Source organism: Clostridiales bacterium, from assembly GCA_025757645.1.
Lineage (GTDB): Bacteria > Bacillota > Clostridia > Oscillospirales > Oscillospiraceae > CAG-103.
The window spans coordinates 350,786-376,284 of the sequence record CP107216.1 but is presented as its reverse complement, the minus strand read 5'-3'; the positions used below and the strand labels follow the sequence as shown (position 1 = coordinate 376,284).

The following is a 25,499-nucleotide window of genomic DNA, read 5'->3' as shown; positions in this document are numbered from 1 at the left end:
TTTCTCAGATCTCTTCGATGAGGATCACGCCGTCGAGCGCCGACAGCTCCGCCAGCAGCTCGGGGTGGTCGCGCCGGTCAGGCAGCACGGCGCTGAACTGGCACAGGAAGTTCGGCAGCGCGGCCGAGCCGCTGCGGTTGACCTCGAAGTCGAAAATGCGCGCGCCCTGCGCGTGCAGATGTCCGACGACGGAGCCGAGCTTTTCCATGCTCTCGATCTCGAGGCTGATGTTCATGTGGTGTGCGCGGCGGGTCATGCGCCGCTCGAGCGGCGGCAGCGCGTACATACACACGATCATGAAGAGCATGCTGATGAACGCGCAGGAATAAAACCCCGCGCCGATGGCAAGGCCGAGACACGCGCTCGCCCAGAGTCCGGCGGCGGTGGTCAGGCCCTTGACCTGCTGGCGGGCGGTGATGATGATCGTGCCCGCGCCGAGAAAGCCGATGCCCTTTGCGGCCTCGGCGCCGAAGCGCGACACGTCCTGCGTCGCGCCGATGCTCTCGGCGAGCGCGCGCCACGGTCCGTGGAGCATCTGGTCGAGCTGCAGGCTCAGCAGCACGGTGAGCGTCGCGCCGAGCGCCGTGAGCATATAGGTGCGAAAGCCGGCGGGGCGGTTTTTGCGCTCGCGCTCAAGCCCGATCAGCCCGCCGCAGAGCACGGCGAGGAGGATGCGCAGCATCATCGTGACGATATTCAGTTCACGCAGGTAGGAGAGTACAGACGCCATGGATGCGATTCCTTTCTGAGCTGGTTACAGGCTGCCGCTGCGCGGCTTGCCGGTGCTGCCGCGCACGATGAGCCGGCTGCGGTATTCCACGCGGTTGATCGGCTGATCCTCCCGATTGTTCAGCCCGCCCTCAATGCGCTCGAGCAGCAGGTTGAAGGCGCTCTTGCCGTGGTTGAATGTGTAGTTTTCCACACTTGTGAGCTGGATGCGCTGATAGCCCGAGCTCGTGACGTTATCAAAGCCGCAGAGACTGAAATCCTCCGGCACGCGGTAGCCCTCGCGCACGAGCGCGTCGAGCACGCCGTAGGCCACCATGTCGTTGATGGCGACGATGCCGGTGATCTTGTCGTTGCGCAGGCATTTATAGGCCAGCTCCATGCCCGAACGGTACTCCAGGTCGGGCGTGGTGATCTCCGCCTCGAGCGAGTTGACGTGCGAGCAGATGGTCACGCTGCCCTCCGGACACCACATATGGTAGGCCTCCTGCAGGCCCTGTGCGCGGCGCATCCGGGAGATGTGGTGCTCGTTGAGCGCCGTGGACAGGTAGGCGATGCGCTTGTGGCCGAGGCCGATGAGGTGCTTGGCCACGAGCTGCGCCGCGCCGAAATTGTCGACGTCCACGGTGTCGATGCCGAAGTCAACGACCCGGTCGCCGACGGCGACGATGGGCACACGGTGGCTCAGTTCGCGCACCTTGGCCGGCTGCGTCGGCGTCATGGCGAAGATGATGCCGGCCACGCGCGAGAAGTCCAGCGTGTCGAGCAGGTGGCTCTCCGTGCGGGGATTCCAATAGGTGTTGTAGATCGCGGTCTGGTAGCCGGCAGCGCTGGCCGCCGCGTCGATGCCGGAGATCATCATCGTGTGATAGGGATTCGAGACCGACGGGGAAAGGATCGCGATCTGTTTGCCGGCGCAGCGGGCCGACGGCGTGCGGTAGCCGATGCGCTCCGCCTCGGCGAGGACGCTGGCCACGCGCTGCGAGGAAAAGCGCTCGAGCGACTTGCCGTTGAGGATCATCGAGACGCTCGCCGTCGAAACGCCGGTCGCCTCCGCGATGTCGCGCAGGGTGGGTTTGCTGCTCATAGGCACCTCCGGTGACAACACGAGAAGGGAGACCTTTGTGTTGAAAAATTAAGCATTTTTCGGTGAAAAATCGCGCTTTTGCCTTTGCAGTTTCACCAATTTCCAAGAGGAGTATATAGCGAAAACAGAAAAATGGCAAGGAAAATTTCCGTTCATGTTGACGGCATCGCACAAAAATGTTAACATTTTTCACAGAGAGCCGTTAAAATGACGGAGAAAAATTCAACGCTTTTTTTAAGCAGAAAGGAACTACCTTGAAGAAATTTGTTGCTATGCTTCTTGCGCTGGTCATGGTGTTCGCACTGTGTGCCTGCGGCAGCAACGGCGATAAGGCCGCTGACGACAACAACGGAGATTATCATCTCGTGCTCAAGCTCAGCCACGTCTTTCAGCCGAACGAGCAGCTCACGATCGAGATGCAGCAGGTCGCCCAGCGCATCAAAGAGCGCACCAACGGCGCGATCGAGATCCAGTGCTACGACTCCAGCCAGCTCGCCGTCTATAAGGACAACATCGAGCAGGTCGTCAACGGCGCCGACTGGATCGCCTGCGAAGACCCCTCCTACCTCGCCGACTACGACATCGACTTTGAAGCACTCATCGGCCCCATGATGTACAACAGCATCGACGAGTACTCCTACGTCTGCCAGTCCGATCTGGTAAAGAATATGTGCCAGAAGCTCGAAGATAACTACGGCATCCACGTGCTCGCGCTCGACTTCAACGTCGGCATGCGCTGCCTGCAGACCAACAAGGTCATCAAGACCCCCGCTGACCTCAAGGGCATGAAGATCCGCGTGCCCAACAGCTCCATGTACATCAACTGCCTCACGGCCATGGGCGCCACGCCCACCGGCATGCCGTTCTCCGAGACGATCTCTGCCGTGCAGCAGGGCGTCATTGACGGTCTGGAAGGCAACATGAACGCTTACTCCACCAACGGCAGCTCCGAAGTGTGCAAGAACATGTCCCTGACCAACCACCTCGTCGGCACCTGCGGCGCCTACATCAGCACCAAGGTCTGGAACAGCATCCCGGAAGAGTACCGCACCATCATCCAGGAAGAGTTCACCAAGGGCGCTAAGGAGCTCACCGACTTCACCAACGCCTCCTTCGACGAGACGAAGGCCAAGCTCGAGAAGGAGCAGGGCTGCTCGTTCAACGAGGTTGACGTCGATGCGTTCCGCGCCGCTGTGCAGCCGGAGTATGACCGCATGGTCAAAGAGGACGGCGTGACCGCCGGCTTCTTTGAGCAGGCGCAGGCCATCCTCGCCCAGTACCGCCAGGCCAACAAGTGAGCGCTGCGCGCTGACGGACGGTCGGAAGCCTCATACCGGCTTTTATGCCGGGTGTCCCGCACATGCTGCCGGACACCCGGCATTGCTGAGCAAAGCCACAGAAAGCAGAGGGTTATGCGAATTTGAAAAATCTACTGAAAAATTTTGACGGGGTCATCGCGGGCGCGATGATGATCGTAACGATCCTGCTCGTCATCGTCAACGTGATCACGCGAAAACTGTTTAACTATATCATCATCTGGAGCGAGGAGATCGCCACCTCCTGCTTCGTGTACTCGGTGTTCATCGGCGCGGCCTATGCCTACCGCAAGCACCAGCACGTCGGCGTCGATCTGCTCGTGGAGCGGCTGCCGGCCGGCGCGCGCAGGGTCGTGCATCTGATCACCAACGCCCTGCTCGTGATCATCAACGGCTACATCACGGTGCTCAGCGTGCAGTTTATCCAGTCGTCCTGGATCAAGCGCATGCCGATCACAAAGCTGCCGTCCTCCGTGGTCAGCACGGCGCTGGTCATCGGCTTCGGCCTGATGACGATCTACTCGCTCGTCTTTTTCGTCAAAGACCTCAAGCGCAGCAGCAGCCTCGACGGGGAGGTGGACGCATGAGCACGTTCCTCTCCATCCTGCCGATCATCATCGCGCTTGTGCTGTACTTCACGGGCATCCCGATCGCCTACGCGCTCTTTGCCGCGGCGCTGACCTACTTTGGCTTTATTGACACGACGACGATGCCGTACCTGCTGATGCAGAAATTCGTCACGGCCACGCAGTCGTTCCCGTTCCTTGCGATCCCGTTTTTCATCATGTGCGGGTCGATCATGAACTACGGCGGCATCAGCGCGCGGCTCATGGACTTTGCCGACGCGCTCACCGGTCATATGCGCGGCGGTCTGGCGCAGATCAACGTCCTGCTGAGCATGCTCATGGGCGGATGCTCCGGCTCGGCCAACGCCGACGCCGCCATGGAGTGCAAGCTGCTCGTGCCCGAGATGGAAAAGCGCGGCTACGGCAAGGGCTTTTCCGCCGCGATCACGGCGGCGTCCTCGTGCGTCACGCCCATCATCCCGCCCGGGATCAACCTCATCGTCTACGGTCTGATCGCCGGCGCATCCGTCGGTCAGCTCTTTGCTGCCGGCTACGTCCCCGGTCTGCTTATGGCTGTGGCGCTGATGATCGCCGTGGCGCTCATCTCCAAAAAGCGCGGCTACGCGCCGTCCCGCCCCCGCCGCGCAACGCTCGGCGAGATCGGCCGGCAGGCGCTCAAGTCTTTCTGGGCGCTGTTTTTCCCGCTGGGCATCATCATGGGCATGCGCTTCGGCATCTTCACGCCGACGGAAGCCGGCGGTGTGGGCGTGCTCTACTGCCTGATCGTGGGCAAGTTCGTCTACAAGGGCCTGAAAAAGGAGCACTTTATCCCCATCCTGCGCGAGACCATCTCCGGCACCGCCACCGTCATGCTCATCATCGTGTCGGCGACCGTGTTCGGCTACTACCTCAACTGGGAGAACATCCCCACCATGCTGCTCAACGCCGTGACGAGCTTTGCCAGCAACAAGTTCCTCGTGCTGCTGGTCATGAACGTTGTGCTGCTCATCGTCGGCATGTTCCTCGAGGGCGGCGCGGCGCTCATCATCCTCGCCCCGCTCATGGTGCCGATCGTGAAGGCGGCCGGCATCGACCTGGTGCACTTCGGCATCGTGTGCAACGTCAACATCATGATCGGCGGCCTGACCCCGCCGTTCGGCTCGATGATGTTCACCTGCGTGTCCATCACGGACTGCAAGATGCAGGAATTTATCAAAGAGTGCGTGCCGTTTATCATCGCGCTGCTCATCGCGCTGCTGCTGCTGACGTATATCCCCGGTATCTCGCTGCTGATACCGAATCTCATTTATTAAGGGAGACAATTGCATGAAAGTTATGGCACACCGCGGCTACAGCGGTGCTTATCCGGAAAACACGATGCTCTCGTTCCGCGAGGCGGTCAAGGTCGGCTGCGACGCGATCGAGATGGACGTGCATGAGACGCGCGACGGCCGCCTCGTCGTCATCCACGACGAGCGCCTGGAGCGCACGACCGACGGCACCGGCCGCATCTGCGAGCATACGTTTGACGAGCTGCGGCAGGTCAACGCCGCTGCGCGCTTCGCGGGCAAGTACGCCCCCGAGCGCATCCCGTCATTCGACGAGTATTGCGAGTGGGCGTCCGGCGAGAGCGTCGGGCACAACATCGAGATCAAGACCGACAAGATCTACTATCATGACATCGAGCGCAAGATCTGGGCCACCATCGAGCGCTACGGTCTGGAGCACAAGGTCATGTTCTCGTCGTTCAACCACTTCTCGCTGCGCCGCATCCTCGAGATCAGCGGCAACGCGGTCGAAGTCGGCGCGCTCGTGCTCGAGGACAGCATCGGCGGCTTCCCCGGCTACTACTGCGAGCAGGCGGGCTTCGCCTGCTACCACCCGCCGATCGAGCTGCTCACGGATGAGAACGTGCGCGACTGCAAGGAGCACGGCGTGAAGATGAACGTCTGGACCGTCAACGACATGGCGGGTCTGGAGCAGCTCCACCGCTGGGGCTGCGAGGGCATCATCACGAACTACCCCGGCGTGGCGAGCGGCTGGCTGCTCGCGCAGGGCGAGTGAGCCGGACGCGGCAAATAGTCAGATAAAGAGACGACGCCCCCGAGAGCCTTTGGCTCTCGGGGGCGATTTCTTTGCCCAAAAGCATTCTTTTCTGACAGCAAAAAACTCCCTCCGGAAAACCGGAGGGAGTTTCGCGTTTGTAGGGATGGGATCAGATCTTCATGCAGACGTCCCAGGCACGCCAGATGACGGTGCGCAGGTTGCCGATGGCAACGCAGTCGCCCACGCGGAAGACCTGCTTGTTGTCCTTGCCGCCGACCGGAGTCGGGACAAAGCCGATGCCGTTGACGACGTTGTCGCACTCGACGAAGAAGGTCTCGCCGGTCTTGACGTTCTTGACGGTGACACCGTTGTCCTTGATCTCGGTCACGGTGGACTCGAGGTAGGTCGGGACCTTGTGGTACTCCATCGCGTCACGCAGGAAGGAGGTGTTGGCAAGGCAGGTGGCCTGTGCCGCGACGAGGTCGTTCGCGTACTCGACGATGATGGGGTGCTTGCCCTGAAGGACAAGGTCATACGCCGCTTCGCAGGACGACTGGCCGCCGCCGATGAACAGGACCTTGTCGCCGACTTCCTTCTTGTCCTTGAGCAGCTCGGTGAACGTGAGCGTCTTCTCAAAGCCGGGGATGGACGGCATGGTGCGCGGGATGGAGCCGCTGGCGACGATGATCTCGTCAAAGCCGCGCAGGGTGTTCACGTCCGTGACCTCGGTGTTCAGGCGCACGTCGATGCCCTCCTTGGCGACCTCGTTGAGGTACCAGCGGATGAGCTCCTTGTCGTTCTCCTTGAAGCTCATCGCGGACGCGGTGAGGAACAGGCCGCCGAGCTCGCCGGTCTTTTCAAAGATGACCGGGGTGTGGCCGCGCTGCTTGAGCACGAGCGCGCACTCCATGCCGCCGATGCCGCCGCCGATGATGGCGACCTTCTTCGGATGGCGGGTCGGGACGATCTTGTACTTGTTGTGCTGCATGGTCGTCGGGTTCAGGGCGCAGCGGGCCAGGTGCAGGGAGTCGTCCATGCTCTGGAGGTTCGCGGTGCCTTTGAACTTCGACATGTTGAAGCAGCCGTTGTGGCAGCGGATGCAGGGCTTGATCTCATCCTCGTGGCCGCTGAGGATCTTGTGGACCCACTCGTGGTCGACGAGGTTCTGGCGCGCGATGGCCACGGCGTCGAGACGGCCGGCGGCGATCTCTTCGGCGGCCTTCACGGGGTCCATGCGGCCGGCGCAGACGACCGGGCGGCTCGTGAACTGCTTGATGTGCTCGACATACTCGAGGTTGCAGTTATCGGGCATGTACTGCGGCGGATGTGCCCAGTACCAGGCATCGTAGGTGCCGTTGTCGCAGTTGAACATATCGTAGCCCGCGTCCTCGAGGTACTTGACGGCCTTCTCGGACTCCGGCATATCGCGGCCGAACTCGACGAAGTCGGTCTCGTACGGCATGGCGCCCTTGCCCCAGGCCTTGGTCTTGGACACGACGGAGTAGCGCAGCGACACCGGGAAGTCGGAGCCGGCCTGACGCTTGATCTCCTGCACGATCTCGACCGGGAAGCGGAAGCGGTTCTCGAACGAGCCGCCGTATTTGTCGGTGCGGTGGTTCCAGTTGGCCATGGTGAACTGGTCGAGCAGGTAGCCCTCGTGCACGGCGTGGATCTCCACACCGTCGACGCCGGCGGCGCGCAGCTTCTTGGCGGTCTGGCCGAAGGCGTAGACCATGTCCTCGATCTCCTTGACCGTCAGCGGGCGGGACATGACGTCCTCCTTCCAGCGGTTCGGAACCTCGGACGCGGAGGCGCAGATGTACTGCACGTCCACGATGGGGCTGGCGATCTTGTTGAGGACGTTGTTCTTGGCCAGCTTCGTCATCCAGCCGTTGATGGCCATGGAGCGGCCCATGCCGGCAGCGAGCTGGATGAACAGCTTCGCGCCCGTCTTATGGAACTCGACCATGTACTCTTTGAGCTGCTTGAACATCTGGTCGTTCTGGTACAGCCACTTGCGGCCGGGGATGCCCAGCGGGTCGCGGATGCACTGCATACCGGGCAGGATCAGACCCACGCCATCCTGTGCGCGGTTGAGCAGGAAGTAGGCTGCTTCCTTGTCAAAGTGGTTCGGCTCCATCCAGCCGAACAGGGACGTGCCGCCCATGGAGCACTGCACAATGCGGTTTTTGATCTCCACATTGCCGATCTTCCAGGGGGTGAACAATGCGTTGTACTTTTCGTTCATGTAATACGCTCCTTCTATGTTTTAGGTCTCCACAGACCCGGGGTTACGTTCTTCCGGGACATGGATCTCCCGGACGGTGAAGTCCCTGCCGGACAGCACCGTTTTGTTGAAGCTGTTGCAGTTTGGGCAATGCCCGTTGCACGCGATGACATTGAAGATCTCGTCGCAGTCGTCGCACTCGGCCATGCCGGGCACGATGTTGACGATGAGCTTCGTGTCTGCAAACGGCGTGCCCTTGACGACCGTTGGATAGATCTGCTCGACATACTGCGGGATGACGAGCGAGAGCTCGCCGCAGTCGGCCACGATCTCCGAGACGCGGCTGACGCCCTTTGCCGCCGCGTAATCGGAAACGGTCCGGAGCATTGCGCGCACGACGCCGATCTCATGCATGGCGGCGTCCTCAGTGCTGCAGCTTCTTGCGCACGAAGCGGCGGCCGGCGGCGGGCGCATTGCTCGCAACCGTCAGCAGGGTGCGGAAATAGCCGCGGCCGTGCGTGTCGTTGACCTTCTCGAGATGGATGGCGTCAAACTTGCACTTGGTCGTGCAGATGCCGCAGCCGATGCACTGATCCTCGTTGAGCACCACGGTGCCGCAGCCGAGGCAGCGCCCGGCCTCGCAGTGCAGCTGCGCGTCGCTGAGCAGGCCGTTTTCCGCTGCCTGCCGGGGCGCGGACTCCAGTTCGTCGATCGCAACGCCGACGCTGCTGCGCGCCAGCGGCTTATAGTCCCGCTTGTCGCGGCCGATCACGAAGCTCTGGTTGCTGTGCACGAAGCGGTGGATCGAGATCGCGGCCTCGCGGCCCTCGGCGATCGCGCGCGCAACGTCATGCGCGCCGGTCGCAGCGCCGCCGGCAAAGACGTCGGCCTCGCCGGTCTGGCGGGTCACGGCGTCGGCACCGACAAAGCCGTCGGCATTCAGGCACACGCCGGATGCGGCGGTAAAGGCGTCCGCTGCCGGGACGTAGCCCTCGGCAGCAAAGACCGTGTCCGCGGCGAGCGTCTCGGTCTTATCGCCGTGCAGGCTGCGGATGGACACCGCACCGTCGCGGATCTCCTGCACCGCGAACGGTGCGCGGAACGCGATGCCTTCCTTCTTGGCCGCGGAGATGTCCGCCTGGATCGCTCCGGCGACGACGGTCACGCTTGCAGCGCCGCCCTTGCGCGCGGCGCGCGCACAGTCAACGGCCTCTTTCCCGCCGCCGAGCACGACCACGCTGCCCTTGACGGTGTGCCTTTTCCGGTGCAGGTATCTGCGTGCGTCCACGGCGCCGGCCGGCGCATCCTTGCTCTGCTTTCCGGCGCCGATGCCGAGGAAGAACGCCTTGTAGCCTTCTGCGCGCAGCGCGTCGAGCGTCGTGTCCTTGCCGACTTCCACGCCGGTGCGGAACTCCACGCCCATGCGCGCGAGCACGTCGATCTCGGCGTCATAGGCCTTGCGGTCGAGCCGGAACGACGGGATGAGCGTTGCCGGTGCGCCGCCGAGCACCGTGTCCTTTTCCAGCACGGTCACGGGGTAGCCCTGCTGCCGGAGGAAATAGGCGCAGCTCAGTCCGGCGGGGCCGGCGCCGATGACGGCGATCTTTTCCGTATGGGGGATGCCGGACGGGTTTTTCGCCGGCGGCAAAATGACCTTGCCGGCGTCCAGCTCGCGCCGGACGAGCGTTCTGCACACGTCGGCAATGGCGACGGCGGTGTCGATCTGGTTGCGGGTGCAGACCTTTTCGCACTGGCGGCCGCACACGCTGCCGCACAGCTCCGGGAACGGCGTGGCCTGCCGGATGAGCGCCGCGGCGTCGTCGTATCTGCCGGCGGACAGCAGCTGCAGGCAGCCCTGCACCGGGATGTTCAGCGGGCAAACGGCCTTGCACGGCGCGGTGCCGCTGGGCATGACGTCCGAGCGGTTCGTGCGGAATTCCGGGTCATAGCTCCGGCGGTCGTAGGGCACGCTGGCGTCGGTGTCGTAGGTATCGGAGATGTGCGGATCGGTCGTGCAGCGCTTCTGGCCGAGCTTGAGGGCGTTGGTCTGGCAGTTTTCGACGCACTGGCCGCAGGCGACGCACTTTTCCTTGTCCACGCGGGCGATGTAGTTCGAGCGGATGGCGCGCGGCGTGCGGAACAGCTCCTCGATGCGCAGCGCGAAGCACGAGCAGCCGCAGCAGTTGCAGATGGCGGTCGCGTCCTCAAAGCCGGGGGTCTGGTTGATCTCGTGCACGAGACCGTTGTCCTCGGCGCGGCGGAGGATCTCATACGCTTCTTCCTTCGTGACGAGCCGGTGATAGCCCTGCTCGGAATAGCAGACGGCGTTGTCGTTGAGGTACATGCACATGTCCTCTTCAAGGTGGCCGCAGCCCTCGCCCATGAGGCGGCGGGCCCGGCGGCACGAGCACGGGCCGACGCTGATGGCCGTCGCGTTTTCGATGAGCGTCTTGAGCTCGTCATAGGACGCCGTGCGCGTGTCGTTCTCGATCGCGCTCATGACGGGCATGACGCGCATGAAGAACATGCCGGTCTTGCCGGAGTCGAGCATCGGCGCGAGCATCTCCGGACGGCGGCGGGTGTATGCCTCAAAGCTCTCGCCGAGCACGGGATACTTGTCGCACTGCTCACGGTTGGCAAGGATGCCCTCCATGATGCCCGGCACCCAGATGGGGTAGAAGTAGCAGCGCTTGCCGTCGACGTAGCGGTAGCGCACCGCGCCGGTCTTGGCGAGCTTGTCGAGCTGCGTCTGCGTGTATTCCACGCTCTGCTTTGCGCGCTTGGCCACGTCCTCCACGGTGCGGTTGGCCTCCAGGCGCAGGTGCATCATGATCGCACACATCTCATCGTCGATGATCGGCTCGAGGATCTTGTACTCAGGATCGTTGTACGTGATGCCGGTGTACGTCATGCTCTCAAGACTGATCTTCGTGGCCAGCTTGAGAATATTCGGTCGTTTTGCCATGCCTTTTCCTCCTTCAATGACGAGTACTATTTAAAAGGTATTCCCTGTCCCTTTTTCTCCCGGTGGCGGCGCTGCGAATGCGCGCGTGAACTGCTCGCACAGCGCGTCGATGCGCGCGTGCCCGTCGAGCTCGTGCACGCTCGGCACGCCGACGGACATACGCTGGATGACGCCGAGGATCGCGTCGTAGGCGTTGTAGTAGAGCATCTTGACATCGGCGTCGGGATCGACCGTCCCGTCGGCGAGGCCGCGGCGGATGGCCGCCGCGATCGGGCCGGGGGCGACCTCAAAGCGCTCCGGCGGGCGGTTGACGACCGCGTGCTGCCGGCCGGCGTTGCACAGCGCGACCTCCGCGTCGAGCGAGAAGCGGATGCCCGCGGGGTCGGTGAAGATCAGCCCCGCGTAGCTGCGCAGCAGCACGCGGATCTCCTCGATGCCGGTCATGCCCGGCTGCCGCGCCGAGACGAGCGCCTGCGCTGCCTGCGCCTTGGCCCGATCCCAGTAGAGGAAGGCCGCCGCGACCACAAGTTCGTCCTTCGTGGCAAAGTAGCGGTAGACCGAGCGCTCGGTCAGCCCCGCGCGGTGCGCAATGTCGCGGATGGTCGTCTTGTCGATGCCGTTTTCCACAAAGCACGCTAGTGCCGTCTGCTTCACGAGAGCAATATTCTGTTCCCGCACCTCCTGCAGCGACATGGGCGTACCTCCAATTTGTTCATTATAACTGTCATACTGACTGACATTTTCATTATACCTGCTTCTTCCCAACATTTCAACCGCAATTTGCGTGATTTTTAACGGATTTGACATGAAAAAAACACCGGTACGGTGAAAAACCGTACCGGTGTGCGTAGGGAATGTTACACTGGGTAGTCGCCGGAGAGCTTTTCGTCGGCGTTCGTGCCGGTGTCTCGATTGCGGAAGAAGGCGAAGTACGCCACCACGCACAGCGCCACGAGCGCGTAGGCAAAGACGATGACGGCGGTGTTGCCGGCCGCGATCTCGCTCTGCAGGCCGCCGATCTCGACGATGAGGATGAGCGCCGGCGTCACGAAGCGGATCATGACGGCGTAGACCTTCTTGAGCCAGCCGGCCATGTGCGTGCCCTCGGCCTCGATCTCGGCCACGGCGCGCTTGGGCGTGATGAACCAGCCGACGACGATGCACGAGAACAGTGCGCACACGGGCATGAGCACGGTGTTGGTCACTTCGTCAAAGAACGTCAGCCAGTCGAGCCCGAACAGCGCGGGGCTGGACTCCTCGAGGATGGCGACGTGGCCGAGCGAGATGCCGATCGGGATCGACACGACGAAGCACACGCACGCGACGACGAGTGCGGCCCGCTTGCGGTGGACGTGGAACTTCTGGATGACGAACTGCGTCACGACCTCGATCAGGGACACGACGGACGTGATGGCCGCGATGTCGACCATGACGAAGAACGCGAACGACACGACCTGACCCACGCTGCCCATGGACTCGAACACCTGCGGCAGGATGATGAACATGAGCGCGACGCCCTTGCTGCTGCCGAGCAGGGAGGGGTCAAAGTGCGCGACGGACGGGAAGATGGCCAGACCGGCCAGCAGCGCCACGACCGTGTCGAACACGCAGACCATGGCGGTGGAGCGCACGAGGTTGACCTCCTTGCCGGTGTAGGAGCCGTAGGTGATCATGATGCCCATGCCGAGCGACAGGGAGTAAAACGCCTGGCCCATGGCCACGAGCACGGACTTGAACGTGATGCCGGAGAAATCGGGCTTGAGGTAGAACGCCAGGCCCTCGCGCACGCCGCTGCCGAGCGTCAGCGCGTAGACCGCGATGGCGACGAGAATCAGAAACAGCACCGGCATGAGCACCTTGGAGGCTTTCTCGATGCCGTCCTTGACGCCGCCCATGATGATCGTCACGCTCAGCACGAGAAACAGCGCCGTGTAGAGAATGACCTCACCCGTGTTGACGGAGAACGTGCTGACGATGCCCGCGTTGCCGCTGAAGGAGTTGAGCGCGTACTTCGTCGTCCAGCCGCCGAGCACGGAGTAGTAGCAGATGATGAACGCTGGGATCATGATCGCCACGAGGCCGCACCAGCCGAGGTTTTTGTTGACCATCTTGTAGGCGGTCATGGGGTTTGCCTGCGAGCGGCGGCCGAGATAGATCTCGCTGAGCATCGTGACAAAGCCGATGAGCAGCACGCACGCGATGTAGATGAGCACGAAGGCGGCGCCGCCGTTTTGCGACGTCTTGTACGGGAAGCCCCAGAGGTTGCCGAGGCCCACGGCGCTGCCGGCGGCGGCGAGGATGAAGCCGATACCGCTGGCAAATCCAACTTTTTTCTTTTCCATGACAGGTTTCCTTTCCGACCATTTCGTTTTTTATACAAAAAAATCGGCCCCGACCAAAACGGTCGGGGCCGACTCTTGGTATGCCAAGTGCTGTCGTGTTATCCCGCGAATACCGGTTTGGCGTGTCCTGTTGGCGGCGTAATGCCCAGAATGCCGAGTATAACAAAAATCGACACTGCAAGCACAGTGTCGATGGTAAGCAGGAGGACGCTATTGTTGTTGGTATTCGCGTCAGAGCATGCGAAGCCGGCCGCGCACGTGGTCGCGGTGCTGTCGTTTTTGCGGCTGAAAAACGAATTGCGCATGGCTTGCAGCTCCTCTCGAATGGATGTGGCTGTCATTGTACGCGCCGGGGCGGCGGTTGTCAACGGCGGGATGATTTTGCATTTTTGATAAGGGCGTTTCAAATTTTTGAATCATTCTGCAAAAAAACCGGCGCACGGTGTTCACCGCGCGCCGGGGAGCGAAAAAGCAGATCAGGCGTTTGCTTCGAGCTTGTGCAGGGCTTTGCGAAACTGCGTCGCAAACAGGATGGCCGTGCACGTGACGGCAATGACGTCTGCGACCGGCTCGGCCAGATACACGGCCGTCGTCTGGTCGGGCAGCAGCGCCGGCAGCAGATAGATCAGCGGCAGGAGCAGCACAAACTTGCGCAGCACGGCCACGATGATCGAGCACACCGCGCTGCCGATGGACACGAATGTCATCTGGCAGGCGATCTGGATGCCGAACAGGAACAGGCCCGCGCAGTAGATGCGCAGCACGCGCGCCGTGAAGGCGATGAGCTCCGCGTCCGGCGTGAAGATGCGCGCGAACAGACCGGGGAAGAGCTCGATGAGCAGCCAGAGCGAGACGGAGTAGATCAGGCACACCTTCAGCAGCAGGTGGAACGTTTCACGCACGCGGTCGGTGTTCTTTGCGCCGAAGTTGTAGCTCGTGATCGGCTGCGCGCCCTGACCGATGCCCTGCAGCGGCAGCATGGCAAACTGCATCACGCTCGTGAGGATCGTCATGGCGCCGACGGCGATGTCGCCGCCGTACTTGAGCAGGGAAGCGTTGAAGCACACGGAGATGACGCTCTCGCTCGCCTGCATCGTGAACGTGGCCAGGCCGAGCGCCACGCACGGCAGGATGAGCTTCGGCGAGACGAAGAGGTTTTCCCGCCGCAGGCGCAAAAACGCCTTCTTCCCGCACAGGAACACCAGCACCCACGCGCACGAGAGCCCCTGCGAGAGCACGGTCGCCAGCGCCGCGCCGCGCACGCCCATGCCCAGCGCGAAGATGAAGATCGGGTCGAGGACGATGTTCGCCGCCGCGCCGATGAGCACCGTGTACATACCCACCTTGGCAAAGCCCTGCGCCGTGATGAACGCGTTCATGCCCAGCGTGAGCTCGACAAAGAGCGTGCCGAATGCATAAATATGCAGGTAGTCAGCAGCGTAGTCAATGGTGTTTTCACTCGCGCCGAAGGCCAGCAGCGCGTCGCGCCCCCAGAGCAGCAGCACCGCCGTGAGCACGACGGAGATGCCGATCTGCAGCGTGAAGCAGCCGCCGAGCGTCTTTTCCGCGCTGTCCATATCGTCGCGCCCCATGTAGATCGACGCGCGCGGCGCGCCGCCCGAGGCCGTGAAGCACGCGAAGGCCGACACGATCAGAATGATCGGCAGGCACACGCCCACGCCGGTCAGCGCGCTGCTGCCGACCTCGGGAATGTGGCCGATGTAGATGCGGTCGACGATGTTGTAGAGCATGTTCACGAGCTGCGCGATCACCGTCGGGATCGCGAGCCGGCGCAGAAGCTGTCCGACCGGCTCCGTGCCGAGAAATGTTTTGTCCTGCTGCATTTAACTTTCCTCCCTGTTGGCCATGCGGTCGAGATTCTGCGCGAACGCCGTCAGACACTGCTGAAACGTTTCGAGCGCGTCGGGCGCGAGGCCCGCGGACATCTGCGCGGCGAACTGCTCCTGCAGCGCCTGGCCGCGCGCGATGATCGGCGCTGCCTTGTCCGTGCACACGAGCCGGCAGCGGCGGCGGTCGCCGGGGTCGCGCGTGCGCAGCAGGTAACCCCCGCGCACGAGATTGTCCACGTGGAACGACACGATGCCCGGCTTGAGCTTCCGGTACGTGCAGATGTCGCGCGCGGTGTCTAGCCCCGGATTGTTGGCCAGAAAGAGCAGAATGTCCACGGCATTTTGCGCCATGTCCAGCTCCGCGCTCAGCGGCTGCATGACGGCGGCGTAAGCGTCGAGGATGCGGCGCGTGTAGGTATAGACCTGAGATGCGTTGAGCACGATGGTCGCCTCCCAAAATAGTTCAATTTTGAACGATTTTGTATTATACCAGCTTCCGCCCAGAAAGCAAGCGGAAAATTGTGAACATTTGTGCGTTGACAACGGCGCGATCATGTGTATAATTGTATACAATAATACAAAGCAACAGAAAGGAGCCCCACTGCCATGCTTGAAATATCCGGAAAGACGAATTTACTGGAGCAGAATGCGTATAAATATTCGCTCCAGGACGTGGCGGAGCCGAACCTCCAGCGCGACATCTACACGCAGGGAATGGTGCCGAAGGTGCCGTTCAACCACCGGCGCGTGCCGATGAACATGCCCGAGGAGATCTGGATCACGGACACATCCCTGCGCGACGGGCAGCAGTCCGTGGAGCCGTACACGGTCGACCAGATCGTCAACATTTATAAGTACCTGTCCCGGCTCGGCGGGCCGTATGGCATCATCCGGCAGACGGAGTTTTTCATTTACAGCAAAAAAGACCGCGAGGCACTCGAAAAGTGCATGGAGCTGGGGCTGAAGTTCCCGGAGATCACGACGTGGATCCGCGCGACAAAGGAGGACTTTCGCCTCGTGCGCGACCTCGGCATCCGCGAGACGGGCATCCTCGTCAGCTGCAGCGACTACCACATCTTCAAGAAGATGAAAATGACCAGAAAGCAGGCCATGGACTACTACCTTGCCACCGTGGCCGATGCGTTTGAGGCCGGGGTCGTCCCGCGCTGCCACCTCGAGGACATCACGCGCGCCGACTTTTACGGCTTTGTCGTGCCGTTTGTCAACGAGCTGCAAAAGCTCTCGCGTCAGGCGGGCATCCCGGTCAAGATCCGCGCGTGCGACACCATGGGCTACGGCATCCCCTACACGGAGGCGGCGCTGCCGCGCAGCGTGGCCGGCATCATCTACGGCCTGCAGCAGTATTCCGACGTGCCGAGCGAGTGCCTCGAGTGGCACGGGCACAACGACTTTTACAAAGCCGTCGTCAACGCCTCGACCGCGTGGCTCTACGGCGCGTGCGCGGTCAACTGCTCGCTGCTGGGCATCGGCGAGCGCACGGGCAACATCCCGCTCGAGGCGATGGTGTTCGAGTATGCGTCGCTGCGCGGCTCGCTCGACGGCATGGACCCGACGGTCATCACCGAGATCGCCGACTACTTCCAGCACGAGATCGGCTACGACATCCCGCCGATGACGCCGTTCGTCGGGCGCGACTTCAACGCCACGCGCGCCGGTATCCACGCCGACGGCCTGCTCAAGGACGCCGAGATCTACACGATCTTCGACACCGAGAAGCTGCTCAACCGCCCGGCGTCCGTGCAGGTCGGCAAGACGTCCGGCCTTGCGGGCATCGCCTACTGGATCAACCAGAACTACCGCCTGACCGGCGAAAAGCAGATCGACAAGCACGACCCGCTCGTGCTCGCGCTCAAGGGCTGGGTGGATGCGGAATACGAGGACGGCCGCCAGACCGTCTTGTCCGTCAAGGAACTCAAAGCCAAGATCGCGGAGCTGGCGCCCGGCCGCTTCGCGCAGGTCTGACAGGAGGCGCAGTATGAAAGATTTCCGTACCGTTACGCTGGCCGATCAGGTGTTTGAGCGGCTGGAATCCGATATCATTCAGGGCGTGTACCCGCGCGGCGAGGTGCTCACGGAGCTGAAGCTCGTCGAGCAGCTCAACGTCAGCCGCACGCCCATCCGCGAGGCGCTGCGCCGCCTCGAGCAGGAGCACCTCATCGCCGACACCGGCAAGGGCTCCGTCGTGCTCGGCATCACGGCCGAGGATCTGGTGGACATCATGGACATCCGCTGCCGGATCGAGGGGCTCGCGTCCTACTACGCGGCGAAAAACGTCTCGCCCGAGGGGCTTGCGCGCCTGCGGCACATTCTGGACCTGCAGGAATTTTACTTTGAAAAGCACGACGCCGAGCACCTGCGCGAGATGGACGACCAGTTCCACGACGTCATCTGCGACATGAGCGGCCACGCCGTCATCAGCGACACGCTCGTCCCGCTGCACCGCAAGACCCGCCGCTACCGCAAGGCGTCCATTGCCGACGCGAAGCGCACGGCGCAGGTCGTCAAGGAGCACCGCGCCATCTTCGACGCCATCGCCGCCGGAGACGCCGACCGCGCCGCCGCGCTCACGACCGAGCACACCATCCACGCCAAGGAAAGTATGATTGGGAGGCTGAAAAATCATGGGTGAAACGCTTGCTCAGAAAATCATCCGCGCCCACCTGCTGCACGGCGACATGACGCCCGGCAGCGAGATCGCGCTGCGCATCGACCAGACACTCACACAGGACGCCACCGGCACGATGGCCTATCTGGAGTTTGAGACGATGGGCATCCCGCGTGTGAAGACCGAGCTGAGCGTGGCCTATGTGGACCACAACACGCTGCAGTCCGGCTTTGAAAACGCGGACGACCACCGCTATCTCCAGACCGTGGCCAAAAAGCACGGCGTCTGGTTCTCCCGCCCGGGCAACGGTATCTGCCACCAGGTGCAGCTCGAGCGCTTCGGCAAGCCGGGCAAGATGCTCATCGGCTCGGACAGCCACACGCCCACCGGCGGCGGCATCGGCATGCTGGCCTTCGGCGCGGGGGGCATGGACGTCGCGGTCGCCATGGGCGGCGGCGCGTACTACATCACGATGCCGAAAATGTTCAAGGTCAACCTCACCGGCACGCTGCGGCCCTACGTCACGGCCAAAGACATCAGCCTCGAGCTGCTGCGCATCCTGTCGGTCAAGGGCGGCGTCGGCGCGATCATCGAGTGGGGCGGGCCGGGTATCGCGGCGCTGTCCGTGCCCGAGCGCGCCACGATCACGAACATGGGCACCGAGCTCGGCGCGACGACGTCCATCTTCCCGTCGGACGACGTGACGCGCGCCTTCCTCGCCGCCGAGGGGCGCGAGGCGGACTTTATCCCCCTTGCGAGCGACCCGGACGCGCGCTATGACCGCATCATTGACATCGACCTCAACACGCTGCAGCCCATGATCGCCTGCCCGCACAGCCCGGACAACGTCGTCCCCGTGGAAACGCTCGCGGGCACGAAGGTCGATCAGGTCTGCATCGGCTCGTGCACGAATTCGTCCCTGTTCGATATGCTCAAGGTCGCAGCCCTGCTCAAGGGCAGGACCATCGCCCCGGGCGTGAGCCTGTCCATCTCGCCGGGGTCGAAGCAGGTGCTGACCATGCTCTCTGACTGCGGCGCGCTCACGGACATCCTCGCCAGCGGCGCGCGCCTGCTCGAGTGCGCGTGCGGCCCGTGCATCGGCATGGGTTTCTCGCCCAACTCCGGCGGCGTGAGCCTGCGCACGTTCAACCGCAACTTCCTCGGCCGCAGCGGCACGAAGGACGCGCAGGTCTACCTCGTGTCCCCGGAGACGGCCGTCGCCGCCGCGCTCACCGGCACGATCACCGACCCGCAGACGCTCGGCCCCATGCCGGCCGTCACGCTGCCGGAGCAGTTTCGCATCGACGACAGCGCCGTGCTGCCGCCAGCCCCGGCGGACGAGGCGGACGCGGTGGAGGTGCTGCGCGGGCCGAACATCCAGCCCTTCCCGCAGAGCAGGCCCTTTGCCGACACGCTCACGGCGGAGCTCGTGCTCAAGGTGGGCGACAACATCACGACCGACCACATCATGCCGGCGGGGGCGAAGATCCTGCCGTATCGCTCGAACATCCCGAAGCTGTCGGAGTTTTGCTTCACGGTCTGCGACCCGACCTTTCCGGCGCGCGCCAGAGCGGCCGGGGACGGCATCATCGTCGGCGGCAGCAACTACGGGCAGGGCTCGTCGCGCGAGCACGCGGCGCTCGTGCCGATGTATCTCGGCATCCGCTGCGTCGTGGCCAAGAGCTTCGCGCGCATCCATGCGGCCAACCTCATCAACGCCGGCATCCTGCCGCTGACGTTTGCCGATCCGGCGGATTACGACGCGCTGCAGCCCGGCGCGCGGCTGCGCATCGACGATATCCGCACCGGCATGGCAGCGGGGAAACTGACGCTCACGGACACGGCGGCGGGCAAGTCCTATCCCGTCGTGTGCAGCCTTACCGAGCGGCAGCAGGCCATCCTGCTCGCCGGCGGACTGCTCAACTACACAAAGGAGCATGCACTATGAACGATATTGACCGCGCCTGTGCGGCGTTTCGCACGCTGCTGACTGAGCAGCAGGCCCGCGTTGCGGGCATGACCGCCGAGCGGGTGGACTATACGAAAAAAGCGACCGTGACCATCGGTCTTGTCGACGGCGACGGCATCGGCCCGATCATCATGGAGCAGGCGGTGCGCGTGCTCGAGGCGCTACTCGCCGATGAGATCGCGCGCGGCAGCATCGCCCTGCGGCGCATCCGCGGCCTCACGATCGAAAACCGGCTGGCCTGCAATCAGGCCGTGCCGGACGATGTGCTCGCGGAGATCCTGACCTGCGACGTGCTGCTCAAAGGCCCGACGACGACGCCCATGGGCGGCGGGCTCGAGAGCGCGAACGTGAAGCTGCGCCGCGCGCTCGACCTCTACGCGAACGTCCGCCCCGTGACCATCCCCGAGCAGGGCATCGACTGGACGTTCTTCCGCGAGAACACGGAGGGCGAGTACGCCCTCGGCAGCCGCGGCGTGGAGCTGCCCGGCATGGCCGTGGACTTCAAGGTCACGACCGACCCCGGCACGCGGCGCATCGCCCGCGCGGCGTTCGACTATGCCCGGCGCAATGGCAAGACGCGCGTGACCGTCGTCACGAAGGCGAACATCCTCAAAAAGACGGACGGCAAGTTCACCGCCCTCTGCCACGAGGTGGCCGCCGACTATCCCGAGATCACCGTCGATGACTACTATATTGATATCATGGCGGCGAACCTCGTCAACGAGCGGGTGCGCGGGCAGTTTCAGGTGCTGCTGCTGCCGAACCTCTACGGCGACATCATCACCGACGAGGCTGCACAGCTGCAGGGCGGTGTCGGCACGGCGGGCAGCGCCAACATCGGTGACCGCTACGCCATGTTCGAGGCCATCCACGGCTCGGCGCCGCGCATGATCGAGCGCGGCATGGGCGACTACGCCAACCCCCAGAGCATTCTGCGCGCAGAGGTCATGCTGCTGCGGCACATTGGCCGCGCGGCCGCGGCCGACCGGCTCGAGGCGGCGCTCGACGCCTGCCCGGCCGACATCACCGGCCGGCCGGACGGCGCGACCTGCGCCGACTACGGCGACGGGATCCTGAAACTGCTCTGAAGCACACGGCGGCGCGCCATGACGGGCGCGCCGCCGAGTCTGTCTGTATCCGGTTCTTGGCGCAGAGATGCGTGTCAACGCGGAACGGAAAATGACGGAATTTTTCGTGCAAAAAGACGGCGCGCAAAGCCGCCGGATTTGTTGACAGACCGGACGATTATGTGATATCATATCAAAAATTTGCGATTCGGCAGAAATGAGGCGAGGAAAAATGGTTGCGGCCGCAGAGAATATGCAGACATTTGGGTGGGATCTTTTTCCCGGCAACCGTGATTCTGTTTTTCTTGGCAGCGGCAGCATTGCCGGTGACGAACTTGATATTTCTTCTTTCGTGGTATTACCTGGTTTCGTAGATGTGCATGTACATCTTCGTGAGCCGGGTTTTTCTTATAAGGAGACCATTTCGTCCGGCACGCTTGCTGCGGCGCACGGCGGATACAGCCGCGTGTGCGCCATGCCCAATCTGGATCCGGCGCCGGACAGTTTGCAGACGCTTGCCCCCCAGCTGGAGCGCATCCGCACGGATGCGGTCATCGATGTGACGCCCTACGGCGCGATCACCGCGCACCGCGGCGGCAGGGAGCTTGCGGACATGGAGCAGCTCGCGCCCTATGTCGCCGGCTTTTCCGACGACGGCAGCGGCGTGCAGGATGCGGACGTGATGCGCGCCGCGATGCGCAAGGCGGCAAGCCTCGGCAAGCTCATCGCCGCGCACTGCGAGGACAACACCCTCCTGCACGGCGGCTATATCCACGACGGCGCGTATGCCCGCGCCCACGGGCACAAGGGCATCAGCAGCGAGAGTGAGTGGCGGCAGCTCGCGCGCGATCTTGAGCTGGTGCGCGAGACGGGCTGCGCCTATCATATGTGCCACGTGTCCACCAAGGAGAGCGTGGCGCTTATCCGCCGGGCGAAGGCGCAGGGGCTGGACGTCACCTGCGAGACCGCACCGCACTACCTCGTGCTGACCGAGGACGACCTGCGCGAGGACGGCAGCTTCAAGATGAACCCGCCCCTGCGCACGCAGGCCGACCGGCAGGCGCTCATCGAGGGCATCCTCGACGGCACGGTGGACATGATTGCGACCGACCACGCGCCGCACAGCGCGCAGGAAAAGGCCAGGGGCCTCGCCGGGAGCGCCATGGGCATCGTCGGCCTTGAGACGGCGTTTCCCGTGCTCTATACCCACCTTGTGCGCACCGGCGTGCTGACGCTCGACAAGCTCGTGGAGCTCATGGCGGTCAACCCCAGAAAGCGCTTCGGCTTCCCGCTGCGTGCGGACGATTATGCCGTCTGGGACCTGAACACGGAGTACCGCATCGACCCGGCGCAGTTTTGCTCCATGGGAAAGAGCACGCCCTTTGCCGGACAGACGGTCTACGGGCGGTGCGTGCGCAACGTCTGCGGCGGCGCCGTCGTCTGGCAGGACGCGCAGGACTGAGCGTCCTTCATTTACATATTAAATATATGACATACAGGACTTTTTACGTACTGAGGAGGAAATCACATGCCCAAGAGAACGGATCTGAAGAAAATTATGATCATCGGCTCCGGCCCGATCGTCATCGGTCAGGCCGCTGAGTTTGACTATGCCGGCACGCAGGCGTGCCTGTCGCTCAAGGAGGAGGGGTACGAGGTCATTCTCGTCAACTCCAACCCTGCCACGATCATGACGGATACCTCCGTCGCGGACAAGGTGTACATGGAGCCGCTGACGCTGGAGTATGTGGCGCGTATCCTGCGCAAGGAGCGCCCGGACGCGATCGTCCCGGGCATCGGCGGCCAGACCGGCCTGAATCTGGCGATGCAGCTCGAGCAGAAGGGCGTGCTCAAGGAGTGCCAGGTCGAGCTTCTCGGCACGGACAGCGACAGCATCCGCCGTGCCGAGGACCGCGAGCAGTTCAAGGAGCTCTGCCAGAGCATCGGCGAGCCGGTCATCCCGTCGCAGATCACCTACGGCCTCGAGGAGGCCAAGGCCGCGGCCGCGGCCATCGGCTATCCGGTCGTGCTGCGCCCGGCGTTCACGCTTGGCGGCACGGGCGGCGGCTTTGCCGACGATGAGGCGCAGCTCGTCGAGCTGGGCATGCAGGCGTTCAAGCTCTCGCCCATCCATCAGGTGCTGATCGAAAAGAGCGTCAAGGGCTATAAGGAGATCGAGTTTGAGGTCATGCGCGATGCGTCCGACCGCGCCATCACCATCTGCGGCATGGAGAACATCGACCCCGTGGGCGTGCACACCGGCGACTCCGCCGTCGTCGCGCCGATCATGACGCTCAGCGACCATGACATGAAGATGCTCAACGACAGCGCGATCAAGATCATCCGCGCGCTGAAGATCCAGGGCGGCTGCAACGTGCAGTTTGCGCTCAACCCCAAGACCTCGGAGTACTTCCTCATTGAGATCAACCCCCGCGTCTCCCGCTCGTCGGCGCTGGCGAGCAAGGCCAGCGGCTATCCCATCGCGCGCGTCACGGCCAAGGTCGCCGTCGGCATGAACCTCGACGAGATCGCCGTCGCCAACACGACGGCCGCGTTCGAGCCGTCGCTGGACTACGTGGTCGCAAAGCTGCCGCGCTTCCCGTTCGATAAGTTCTCGACCGCCGCCAACACGCTCGGTACGCAGATGAAGGCCACGGGCGAGGTCATGGGCATCGGCAGCACGCTCGAGGAGTGCCTGCTCAAGTCCGTCCGCTCGCTGGAGATCGGCGCGCAGCACCTCTGGCTGCCGAAGTTCCAGAACATGACCAAGGCGGAGCTGACCGAGTACCTGCACCAGTTCCGCGATGACGGGCTCTTTGCCGTCGCGCAGCTGCTGCGTCTGGGCGCGAGCGTGGACGAGGTCGCTGCGCTGACGATGATCACGCCGTTCTTCCTCGAGACCATCCGCGGCATCGTGGACATGGAGCAGACGCTCTGCGCGCACAAGGGCGACGGAGAGACGCTCAAGCGGGCCAAGCAGATGGGCTTCTGTGACCCCTACATCGCGCGGCTCTGGGGCGTGCGCGAGGAGGATGTGTATGCCCAGCGCGTGCAGCTGGGGCTCTACCCCGCCTACAAGATGGTGGACACCAGCCACACCGGCGCTTACATCCCTTATTTCTACTCCACCTACGCCCCCGGCGCAAAGAGCGAGGCGCGCCGCTCGGACAAGCAGAAGGTCGTCGTGCTCGGCGCAGGCCCGATCCGCATCGGTCAGGGCGTGGAGTTTGACTACTCCACCGTCCACGCGGTGCAGACCATCCGGCGCGCGGGCTACGAGGCCATCATCATCAACAACAACCCCGAGACGGTCTCTACCGACTACACGACCGCCGATAAGCTGTATTTCGAGCCCCTCACGCCCGAGGATGTCATGAACATCCTGCACGAGGAGCAGGCCGATCAGGTGATCGCCAGCCTCGGCGGCCAGACGGCCATCAATCTGGCGCAGCCGCTCATGATGCGCGGCGTGCAGATCATCGGCACGGACTGCGCTGCGATCGAGCGCGCGGAAAACCGCGACTGCTTTGAAAAGCTGCTGCTCGAGCTGAACATTCCGCAGCCGATGGGCGCGGCGGTGACGAATCTGGACGACGGTCTCAAGGCTGCGCACACGGTGGGCTATCCGGTGCTGGTGCGCCCGTCGTTCGTGCTGGGCGGCCGCGCCATGGAGATCGTGGCCGACGACGAGATGCTGCGCCACTATCTGCAGAACGCCGTGCGCACCGGCGAGGGCAAGCCCGTGCTGGTCGATAAGTACATCTCCGGCCGCGAGGTCGAGGTCGACGCCATCTGCGACGGCAGAGACGTGTTCGTGCCCGGCATCATGGAGCTGGTCGAGCGCACCGGTGTCCACTCCGGCGACTCCATCAGCGTCTACCCGCCGTTTTCCATCTCCGACAAGGTCAAGGGCACGATCCTGACCTATGCCAAGAAGCTCGGTCTGGGCATCGGCATCGTCGGCCTGTATAACATCCAGTTCATCGTCGATAAGAGCGACCATGTCTACATCATCGAGGTCAACCCCCGCTCGTCGCGCACGGTGCCGTTTTTGTCGAAGGCTACGGGCTATCAGCTCGCGGACATCGCCACCAACGTCATCCTCGGCACGAGCCTCAAGGAGCAGGGCATCTTCGACCTGTATCCGCCGGAAAAAGAGCGCTGCTATGTCAAGGCGCCGGTGTTCTCCTTTGCCAAGCTCCACGGGCTGGACGCCTACCTCTCCCCGGAGATGAAGTCCACGGGTGAGGCCATCGGCTACGACAAGAAGCTCTCGCGCGCCATGTACAAGGCGCTGCAGGCCTCCGGCATGAACGTGCAGAACTACGGCACCGTGTTCGTGACACTGGCCGATGAGGACAAGCCCGAGGGCCTGCCGCTCGTGCGCCGGTTCTATGAGATGGGCTTTAACATCGAGGCGACCGCAGGCACGGCTGCCTACCTCAAGTCCTTCGGCATCCGCACGCGCGTGCGCGGCAAGATCAGCGACGGCAGCCACGAGATCCTCGATTCCATCCGCAGCGGCTACGTCAGCTACATCATCAACACCCGCTCCATCCATTCGAGCGTCCACGCGCAGGACGGCGCCGCGATCCGGCGCTGCGCGGTGGAAAACGGCGTGACCGTCTTTACCTCGCTCGATACGGTGCGCGTACTGCTCGACGTGCTCGAGGAGACGACGCTGGCCGTGTCCACGATCCACGCGGAGTAAG

The 25,499-nt window shown here is 63.2% G+C and carries 20 protein-coding genes; 10 read left to right on the top strand and 10 right to left on the bottom strand.

Annotated features, from left to right (window positions below):
- Window positions 1–4: 4 nt before the first annotated feature.
- Both OGM61_01800 and OGM61_01795 read right to left on the bottom strand, forming a co-directional pair.
- Complete coding sequence (locus tag OGM61_01800; protein UYI84824.1) at window positions 5–730, bottom strand: MgtC/SapB family protein; 726 nt, start codon at window positions 728–730, stop codon at window positions 5–7.
- A 24-nt stretch (window positions 731–754) separates the two neighbouring features.
- Window positions 755–1,813 carry a LacI family transcriptional regulator gene (locus OGM61_01795; protein UYI84823.1) on the bottom strand — a complete coding sequence of 353 codons (1,059 nt, stop codon included), beginning with the start codon at window positions 1,811–1,813 and terminating at the stop codon, window positions 755–757.
- A gap of 254 nt (window positions 1,814–2,067) precedes the next feature.
- Here OGM61_01795 and OGM61_01790 point away from each other — a divergent pair, with 254 nt between their 5' ends.
- The 4 genes from OGM61_01790 to OGM61_01775 all read left to right on the top strand — a co-directional run bounded on the left by OGM61_01790 (window position 2,068) and on the right by OGM61_01775 (window position 5,759).
- A complete protein-coding gene (locus OGM61_01790; protein UYI84822.1) occupies window positions 2,068–3,111 on the top strand; it encodes a C4-dicarboxylate TRAP transporter substrate-binding protein in 1,044 nt (347 codons plus the stop codon).
- A gap of 122 nt (window positions 3,112–3,233) precedes the next feature.
- Entirely contained in the window at window positions 3,234–3,716 is a 483-nt protein-coding gene (locus OGM61_01785; GenBank protein UYI84821.1) for a TRAP transporter small permease, read from the top strand.
- A complete protein-coding gene (locus tag OGM61_01780; protein ID UYI84820.1) occupies window positions 3,713–5,008 on the top strand; it encodes a TRAP transporter large permease in 1,296 nt (431 codons plus the stop codon). The genes OGM61_01785 and OGM61_01780 overlap by 4 nt, the downstream gene beginning before the upstream one ends.
- Window positions 5,009–5,021: 13 nt before the next feature.
- On the top strand, window positions 5,022–5,759 hold the full coding sequence (locus OGM61_01775) for a glycerophosphodiester phosphodiesterase (GenBank protein ID UYI84819.1): 738 nt from the start codon (window positions 5,022–5,024) through the stop codon (window positions 5,757–5,759).
- 151 nt (window positions 5,760–5,910) lie between these two features.
- On the opposite strand, the gene OGM61_01770 is transcribed toward OGM61_01775, so the two are convergent.
- The 8 genes from OGM61_01770 to OGM61_01735 form a co-directional block, all read right to left on the bottom strand.
- Window positions 5,911–7,989 (bottom strand): FAD-dependent oxidoreductase, encoded by a 2,079-nt coding sequence (locus tag OGM61_01770; GenBank protein ID UYI84818.1) that lies wholly within the window; start codon window positions 7,987–7,989, stop codon window positions 5,911–5,913.
- A gap of 21 nt (window positions 7,990–8,010) precedes the next feature.
- On the bottom strand, window positions 8,011–8,382 hold the full coding sequence (locus OGM61_01765) for a hydrogenase maturation nickel metallochaperone HypA (protein UYI84817.1): 372 nt from the start codon (window positions 8,380–8,382) through the stop codon (window positions 8,011–8,013).
- Window positions 8,383–8,392: 10 nt separating this feature from the next.
- A complete protein-coding gene (locus tag OGM61_01760; GenBank protein UYI84816.1) occupies window positions 8,393–10,933 on the bottom strand; it encodes an FAD-dependent oxidoreductase in 2,541 nt (846 codons plus the stop codon).
- 30 nt (window positions 10,934–10,963) lie between these two features.
- On the bottom strand, window positions 10,964–11,626 hold the full coding sequence (locus OGM61_01755) for a TetR/AcrR family transcriptional regulator (GenBank protein UYI84815.1): 663 nt from the start codon (window positions 11,624–11,626) through the stop codon (window positions 10,964–10,966).
- Between the two features lie 164 nt (window positions 11,627–11,790).
- Window positions 11,791–13,275: a sodium-dependent transporter gene (locus tag OGM61_01750; GenBank protein ID UYI84814.1), complete on the bottom strand. Its 1,485-nt coding sequence runs from the start codon at window positions 13,273–13,275 to the stop codon at window positions 11,791–11,793.
- 98 nt (window positions 13,276–13,373) lie between these two features.
- Window positions 13,374–13,580, bottom strand: a complete 207-nt coding sequence (locus OGM61_01745) for a hypothetical protein (protein UYI84813.1) — start codon at window positions 13,578–13,580, stop codon at window positions 13,374–13,376.
- A 171-nt stretch (window positions 13,581–13,751) separates the two neighbouring features.
- A complete protein-coding gene (locus tag OGM61_01740; GenBank protein ID UYI84812.1) occupies window positions 13,752–15,119 on the bottom strand; it encodes an MATE family efflux transporter in 1,368 nt (455 codons plus the stop codon).
- The gene (locus tag OGM61_01735; protein UYI84811.1) at window positions 15,120–15,566 is read right to left on the bottom strand and encodes a MarR family transcriptional regulator; all 447 of its coding nucleotides are present in this window, start codon (window positions 15,564–15,566) and stop codon (window positions 15,120–15,122) included.
- 165 nt (window positions 15,567–15,731) lie between these two features.
- Between OGM61_01735 and OGM61_01730 the strand changes: the two genes are divergently transcribed.
- The 6 genes from OGM61_01730 (at window position 15,732) to carB (ending at window position 25,498) form a co-directional block, all read left to right on the top strand.
- Window positions 15,732–17,108 carry a 2-isopropylmalate synthase gene (locus OGM61_01730; GenBank protein ID UYI84810.1) on the top strand — a complete coding sequence of 459 codons (1,377 nt, stop codon included), beginning with the start codon at window positions 15,732–15,734 and terminating at the stop codon, window positions 17,106–17,108.
- A 13-nt stretch (window positions 17,109–17,121) separates the two neighbouring features.
- On the top strand, window positions 17,122–17,775 hold the full coding sequence (locus OGM61_01725) for a GntR family transcriptional regulator (protein UYI84809.1): 654 nt from the start codon (window positions 17,122–17,124) through the stop codon (window positions 17,773–17,775).
- Entirely contained in the window at window positions 17,768–19,699 is a 1,932-nt protein-coding gene (locus OGM61_01720; protein ID UYI84808.1) for an aconitate hydratase, read from the top strand. The genes OGM61_01725 and OGM61_01720 overlap by 8 nt, the downstream gene beginning before the upstream one ends.
- The gene (locus OGM61_01715) at window positions 19,696–20,808 is read left to right on the top strand and encodes an isocitrate/isopropylmalate family dehydrogenase (protein UYI84807.1); all 1,113 of its coding nucleotides are present in this window, start codon (window positions 19,696–19,698) and stop codon (window positions 20,806–20,808) included. Before OGM61_01720 ends, OGM61_01715 begins: the two co-directional genes overlap by 4 nt.
- Window positions 20,809–21,040: 232 nt before the next feature.
- Entirely contained in the window at window positions 21,041–22,249 is a 1,209-nt protein-coding gene (locus OGM61_01710; GenBank protein UYI84806.1) for a dihydroorotase, read from the top strand.
- Window positions 22,250–22,315: 66 nt separating this feature from the next.
- Window positions 22,316–25,498, top strand: coding sequence for a carbamoyl-phosphate synthase large subunit (gene carB / locus OGM61_01705; GenBank protein UYI84805.1), 3,183 nt, complete (start codon window positions 22,316–22,318; stop codon window positions 25,496–25,498).
- Window position 25,499: the final 1 nt, after the last annotated feature.